This window comes from Chitinophaga sp., from assembly GCF_035564935.1.
Classification (GTDB): Bacteria; Bacteroidota; Bacteroidia; order Chitinophagales; family Chitinophagaceae; genus Chitinophaga.
In genome coordinates, this window is the sequence record NZ_DATMTE010000242.1 from 1 (window position 1) to 5911 (window position 5911).

A 5911-nucleotide genomic window follows, 5' to 3' on the forward strand; every position below is an offset into this window, starting at 1 on the left:
CTGAAGGCCCGGTGGAGTAAAGATCCGCATAAAATGTTTGATCTTGTACAGTTCATTGCTATCCACGCGGGCACTTACGCGGCGCTGAATGAACCGGTGCCGTTGCCGGTAAACCAGATTGTCAGGATACTCAAAGTGGAATAATTTAAAAAACAGGAATAAATGAAGTGGAACATCCCGAAAAGTAATGTCAAAGGCGTTTCCGTAATTATTTGCTGTTATAACAGCGCTTCCCGGCTGCCGCAAACATTGGCCCATTTGAATAAACAGGTGGTACCGGAAGATTTCTTCTGGGAAATTATACTGGTAAATAATGCTTCGTCAGATAATACAGTGGAATGTGCAAAATCTATCTGGCAGAACAATCAACCGGTAAATGCCACGTGCAGGGTAGTGGATGAACTTACCCGCGGGCAAATGTATGCCCGGAAAAAAGGCGCCAGGGAAGCGAATTACGAATGCCTGATATTTTGTGACGATGATAACCTGCTGGATGAAAATTACGTTTACCTTTCGTGGCAGGTGATGAAGAAAGATAAAATGATCGGGGCCGCCGGGGGGCAAAATGTACCGGTAACAAATGTGGCAGCTTATCCCGACTGGTTTGAAGCGTATAAAGACAAGTATGCCATTGGCATTCCTGCAGATGAATCAGGCGATGTAACCCACCGCGGGTTTGTACTTGGCGCAGGACTCATCACCCGGCGGGCATTATTCCTCCAGGTATTCCACGACAAATACCCTTCTCTCCTGAACGGCAGGAACGGGGAAAAACTCACCACCGGCGATGACTTTGAATATTGCAAACGACTGCTTCTTTGGGGGTTTACGTTATATTACGATAAAGACCTGAAACTGAAACATTTTATACCGGCAGAAAGACTGACAACAGACTACAGGGACCGCCTGATGGACGGTATCCGCGAGGCCACAAAAGTATTAAGCGTGTACGACCGCGCGCTTTACCTGCACAACAAAAACAAACACAAAAACAGGTGGCGCCTGCTGATGCTCACTCCCCTGCGGATCCTGCTGGTACGGATAGGGTTATCTAAAAGAGACCTGGCTACAGAACAGCAGGTACTCTTTTACCTCTCGCCTTTCGGAGATAGCCGGGATGAAGTAACCAATTCAATTAAAAAGTTCTTAAATAAAAGATGATGGCAAAGGATAGAAAAAAAACATTTAAGATATTCTCCTTCTATAACCATAAGGTAAACCCGAAAGTACCGCGGTATCAAAAAGCAGTATTCCGCAAATTCGGCGTACCGGTACATCACATCATTGATGAGCAGTTCAGTCATGGCGATTTCCTGAATCACATTTGCCGGACTGTAACCGATACCGATTACCTGATCTTTTTTGATATAGACTGCGTGCCTACACGCGGGGAATGGCTCCCTGCTTTACTGGAGGATCTCCATGAACCGCATACTATTGCGGGCGCTGCACAAACCGCCAATCACCTGCGCGATGCGAAGAACCTGTATGTTTCTCCTTTTTTCTTTGGCATTTCCACCGCTTACCTGAAAGAGCTGAACTACCCGGATATGAACATGACAGATGATATGGACGCGGGCCAAAACCTGACAGAAGAAATTACCCGCAGAGGAGGCAATGTAAAATACTGGTGGCCTACCCATATCGAAGATGAACAGTGGTACCTGCACCACCCCGAGCATAATAAATTCGGGTATGGCACCACTTATAACGACCGCATTTACCATGCCTTCCTGTCGCGGCACGATTTGTCGCAGCGCTTTATAAAGAAATGTAAATCGATCCTGCCTTTATTAACCAAACTACGGTTAAAGCTAACAGATAAGAAGCAATCGCCCCCGGTGGGGCATTAAAAAAGGAAAGGCGCCTCCTTTTGAGAAACGCCTTCTTTCCTGTCGTTGTGAATAAATATTATATGCTTCCCATTACCGGGTCGCTGATGCTTTCCTTCCCGGTTTCCACCCTGCCGGCGTAACGCTGCGAGAAGAGGTTGCTGCCGGAGGCTTTCACGGAAAAGTCGTACCAACCCTGGCTTTTAGCCAGGTCTATTACCAGCGTGGCAGTGGTGCGTGCGGCTACCGTTTTCTTCAGCACGCCTTTTTTATATCCCAGATCGGCGATGGTAAAAGTGGCTGGCTGTGTACCATGGTTTGCCAGTTTCAGTTCCACGTTGCCCGTTAGTTTTTTGCTGTTGGTAATACTGCGCTGGTAGTTGCACGTTATTTCCACCTGCGGATCGCCGGCATCGCCGGTAAACTCCCGGTAAAACCCGTTGGGACCATATACCCTCAAGTGATAATGCGCGTCTTCAAAAGACGACAGCGGCCAGGTATCTTTCAGCTGATCGCCCGCCTTTACGGCATACGACCAGGTTCTTACAGGCTCCATGGTTTGCGTGTCTTCCTGCAAATATTTACCCGGTGCATACACGTTGAAAGGGGCGCCTGCAGCACGGTTGCCAAATATTTTATCACCGGCCTCAAAACTGATCCCGAATGTTTTTTTGCCGGCGTCCAGCTTTCCTCCCACATACAGTTCATAAGGCAGTGCGTTGGCAACGCGGGTACCTTTTTCCTGTTGCGGCATCCATTCCGCTGTAGCAGGGTTGGCATTGATCTTTGCAATTTCTGCTGCCGTGAGCAGCTTGAATTGATCCGGCAGCTTCTTGAACTTCGCGTTGTAGATGGTTTCAATAAAATCGTTCCTTTCCGGGAAAGGCACGGAGATCTTTTCACCGTTAAAAGGACGGAATACCGAAGTGAGGTCACCACAAACAGTACGGCGCCAGGCGGAAATGTTGGTTTCCTTAACAGGCTTACCGGTTTTATGCTGCAGGAAATGCTCCATCAGTTGCAGGATGGAAGTATGGTCGCACACCTGTGAATTTACATAACCACCACGGCTCCAGGGCGATGCAATAACTAATGGAACGCGGAATCCCAACCCGATAGGGCTTTCACGGATCTCATCCGCATTCAGGTATTTCTTTGCCTGTTCTTCCCCGCGTGTAACATATTCCAGGCCGGTATCAATACCTGCGGATACTTTGCCGGTGCCCGGTTTATGCGGTGCGGTAAACGGAGGTACATGGTCAAAATAACCGTCATTCTCATCATAACATAAAATGAAGATGGTCTTCTTCCATACTTCTTCCCGGCGGGTAAGAATGTCCAGTACTTCAGATACATACCAGGCCCCATACCATGGCGATCCGGGGTGATCTGAAAATTCACCCGGCGCCACCAGCCAGGAGATAGTGGGCAGCTTACCTTCATTTACATCCGTTCTGAACTGGTGCAGGATATCGCCTTTGGGCACCTGTACCGTTCTTTCAGTGTCTCCATCCTTATAGGTCAGGGTTTCCAGTTCGTGGTAGTCGGGGTCGGCAATATTGGTGGTAAATGCCTTGTTATGGAGGTTTTGCGCGCGCTGGGGCAGTTTGGCAAAATTAGCCGCTGTAAACTTTTCTGCATCCACCTTTGCCTGCTCCAACGCTGCTTTGCTTTGTTCCAGTTTCTTTTGCAGCTTGGTGGCTTCCTCTTCTGAAGCGCTGCCCAGCTTTGATTCCAGGTTTTTTATTTCTTCCGGCAGTTCTTTTATTTTACGTTGCAGGTATTGAATATGACCGGCAGCAAAACGTACATTATAGGCGGCAAACCACTCTATGGGGTTATCGGTGAAGTTCGCCAGCATACCATCTTTCTCCCCTTCCAGGCCGGCAGCGCTGATTTCATTCTGATAAATTTTCCAGGATACGCCGTTGTCTTCCAGCCGTTCAGGGAAGCTGGTCCAATGCGCTTCACGGCCGTAATCCACATCGTCGTTCCATACATTGGCTTTGGAATCTGCGTGCTGCCTGTCGCGCAGGGTACCCGTCCACAGGTAAAGCCTGTTCGGTGTGGTACCGGTTAAAGAAGAACAGAAATTCTGGTCGCATACCGTAAAAGCATCGGCCAGGGAATAATAGAAAGGGATATCTTCCCGGTTATAATAGCCTAAGGTGAGCGGCATAGGCGCCCACTCCTTATTACCTGATTTCTTTACCAATAACCATTGATCGTATTTACCGTTGTTACGGGCATCTACCTGGTTGGCCCATGAATGAGGCAGGCTACTCATCCAGGTGGCCTTTGTTTCCTTCATATTAAGCCGGAAAGGGGCATAGGTTTCATTCTTCGCGTTGCTCTGCAGCCATACAAGGTTCTTGTTTGGCAATTGGATAGCACGTGGATCATTATATCCCCGCACTCCCCGCAGCGTTCCATAACAGTGGTCAAACGACCGGTTTTCCTGCATCAGCACCACAATGTGCTCAGCATCCAGGAAAGTGGTACCCGGCTTGGGGTCAATGGCCATTGCCCGCTGAATAGAGGCTGGTAAGGCGCTGAAAACACCGGCAGCCCCGGATAGCAATGCCGCCTTTTTGATAAAATCTCTTCTGTTATCCATTAGTCGTTATAAATTTTCATGTACACTGTAAAGGGATCATACGAAAATGGAAAATAATAAAATTCCCGTGGTATATGCTATTTACTGTGAAGAATGGTCGTTATCTTATTATTATGGTTCCGTAATAACGTGCATAAAAAAGGCTTCCGCATTTAACGGAAGCCTTTCTATGTATGTTGAGAAATGGTAAAGCCGGTTACTGGGCAGAAGGCACCAATACAATTTTTATTCTCACTTTGGTGGCTGGCTTCTGGGAAGCTGCCCCATTCACCCCTTTGATGTCTACTTCTACTGCCGAATCGTTGTGGATAACAAAGTAGGATTGATTGTTATACACCTGCGGCAATAATTCAAATGACTGTGGCACCGCAGATGGATTAGCCGCATCATACCTCGCCATAGAAACAATTACGCCGTCCAGCTGGTTTACATTATTTAATTCCGATACAGGAATAGAATAAAAGAAGGTTCCATCAGGATCCTGTCCCCAGTCGTTAGGGCTTATTTCAAATAAAATGGTTTGGTTAGGAATAACTACTTCATTGGTGGTTTTGGTGCAACCGGGCAATATAAAACCCAGTAACAGCAGCGGCAGGTAGAACCATGTTTTCATATTGTGTTGCTTTTAACATCATTTTACCAAATACAATGCCATAAACATATAATTCCGCGCTAATCCGTATTTTTACGCTATGTTACCACGATACCCGAAAGCTTTTGAAAATATCCCCTCTGTTCAGCTGCAGCATGCCGGAAAGTCGGTGGTAGCCTGGTTCCGGCAGTCTGCCGAAGCCGGTAAAGAACAGGGCTTTCTTACAGAAAACTGCCTGGTGTTCATTCTCCGGGGTACCAAACAGCTGCATTTCCCGGAAGGCGATATGATTGCCCATGCCGGCGATCTCCTCCTGCTGAGAAGAGGCGTGTACTTCATGACAGATTTCATTACGGATGGCACCGATTACCAATCGCTGATGGTATGCGCGGATGATACACTCCTCCGTACTTTTCTCGGTGAAAACGGCGCCCACGCCCCGGCCATTAAAACAACACTACCGGTAGTCATCTCCTGTAAAAATGAGCTGCTACAGGTGCGCAACAGCATCCTGGGCTACCTGGAACATCCCCACGTACATACCAACCGGCTGCTGGAATTAAAAATAAACGAGATCTTACTGCTGTTGCTGTGCGGCGAACACCAGCAGGAGGTCCGGGCATTCCTGTCGCACCTTTTCGACCAGAGTGCGGAAAATATTTCCCTGATTATCCGCAATAATCTCTTCCAGCCTTTTACCCTGGAAGAATACGCGAAAATGTGCGGATTAAGTCTCAGCAGTTTTAAAAGGCAATTCGCCCGCCTTTACGATGCCCCACCCAAAAAGTGGATCAATGAAGCACGCCTTAAACATGCCCGTGAACTGCTATTGCATTCCCGTAATAATGTCAATGAAATCGCCTATGAGTG

5 protein-coding genes are annotated in these 5911 nt (G+C 47.7%); 3 read left to right on the top strand and 2 right to left on the bottom strand.

Annotated elements, in window-relative coordinates; translation table 11 throughout:
- Nucleotides 1–162 precede the first annotated feature (162 nt).
- On the top strand, nt 163–1161 hold the full coding sequence (locus VN105_RS06400; protein WP_325639052.1) for a glycosyltransferase: 999 nt from the start codon (nt 163–165) through the stop codon (nt 1159–1161).
- Nucleotides 1161–1853, top strand: coding sequence for a hypothetical protein (locus VN105_RS06405; protein WP_325639054.1), 693 nt, complete (start codon nt 1161–1163; stop codon nt 1851–1853). Before VN105_RS06400 ends, VN105_RS06405 begins: the two co-directional genes overlap by 1 nt.
- A gap of 58 nt (nt 1854–1911) precedes the next feature.
- Here the strand turns inward: VN105_RS06405 and VN105_RS06410 are convergent, their stop codons facing one another.
- A complete protein-coding gene (locus VN105_RS06410) occupies nt 1912–4449 on the bottom strand; it encodes a phosphocholine-specific phospholipase C (protein WP_325639056.1) in 2538 nt (845 codons plus the stop codon).
- A 196-nt stretch (nt 4450–4645) separates the two neighbouring features.
- Nucleotides 4646–5062 (bottom strand): hypothetical protein, encoded by a 417-nt coding sequence (locus tag VN105_RS06415; protein WP_325639058.1) that lies wholly within the window; start codon nt 5060–5062, stop codon nt 4646–4648.
- A 79-nt stretch (nt 5063–5141) separates the two neighbouring features.
- Between VN105_RS06415 and VN105_RS06420 the strand changes: the two genes are divergently transcribed.
- A partial coding sequence (locus VN105_RS06420; RefSeq protein ID WP_325639060.1) for an AraC family transcriptional regulator occupies nt 5142–5911 on the top strand: 770 nt, incomplete at its 3' end.